The organism is Amycolatopsis orientalis DSM 43388 (assembly GCF_000411975.1).
Taxonomy (GTDB): domain Bacteria; phylum Actinomycetota; class Actinomycetes; order Mycobacteriales; family Pseudonocardiaceae; genus Amycolatopsis; species Amycolatopsis orientalis_D.
On the sequence record NZ_ASXG01000047.1, the window covers coordinates 1 to 653 of the forward strand.

Consider the following 653-nt stretch of genomic DNA (forward strand, 5'->3'; position numbering starts at 1 on the left):
AAGTCCGGCTTGCGGCGTTCGCGGTGCGAGGCGAGGCCTTCGTGCACCTCGGGGCCGCCGAAGCCGTAGAACTCCAGGGCGAGCGAGGAGTCGAAGATCGCGCCGGCGAGCTGGCGGTACCAGAGGTTGAGGCTTTGTTTGGTCCAGCGGATCGCGGTGGGGGCGCCGTTCGCCAGTTCGCGGGCGATCTCGCGGGCGGTGGGCAGCAGGTCGGCGTCCTCGTCGACGCAGAGCGAGACCAGGCCGATCCGTTCGGCTTCGGCGCCGTTCAGCGGCCGGCAGGTCATCAGGTAGTACTTGGCTTTGGCCATGCCGCACAGCAGGGGCCAGCAGACCGCGGCGTGGTCGCCGGCCGCGACGCCGAGGCGGGTGTGGCCGTCGATGATTTTCGCGTTCGCGGTGACGACGGAGACGTCCGCGAGCACGCCGGCGACGAGTCCGGCGCCGACCGCGGGGCCGTGGATCGCCGAGACGGTCGGCTTGGCGCAGTCGATGACGTTGTAGACCAGGTCGCGGGCCTCGCGCATGGTGCGGGAGCGGGCCTCGAAGTCGGTGGCCAGCTTCTCGACCAGGTCGAACGACCCGCCCGCGGAGAAGCCCTTGCCCTCGCCGCGCAGCAGAACGGCTTTCACCGCCGGGTCGCGGTCGAATTC

General features: G+C 70.8%; 1 protein-coding gene. It reads right to left on the minus strand.

All coding sequences use genetic code 11. The features are described from left to right. Positions 1-653, minus strand: a 653-nt coding sequence (locus L942_RS09095) for an enoyl-CoA hydratase/isomerase family protein (protein WP_037357500.1), incomplete at both ends; no start/stop codon positions are given.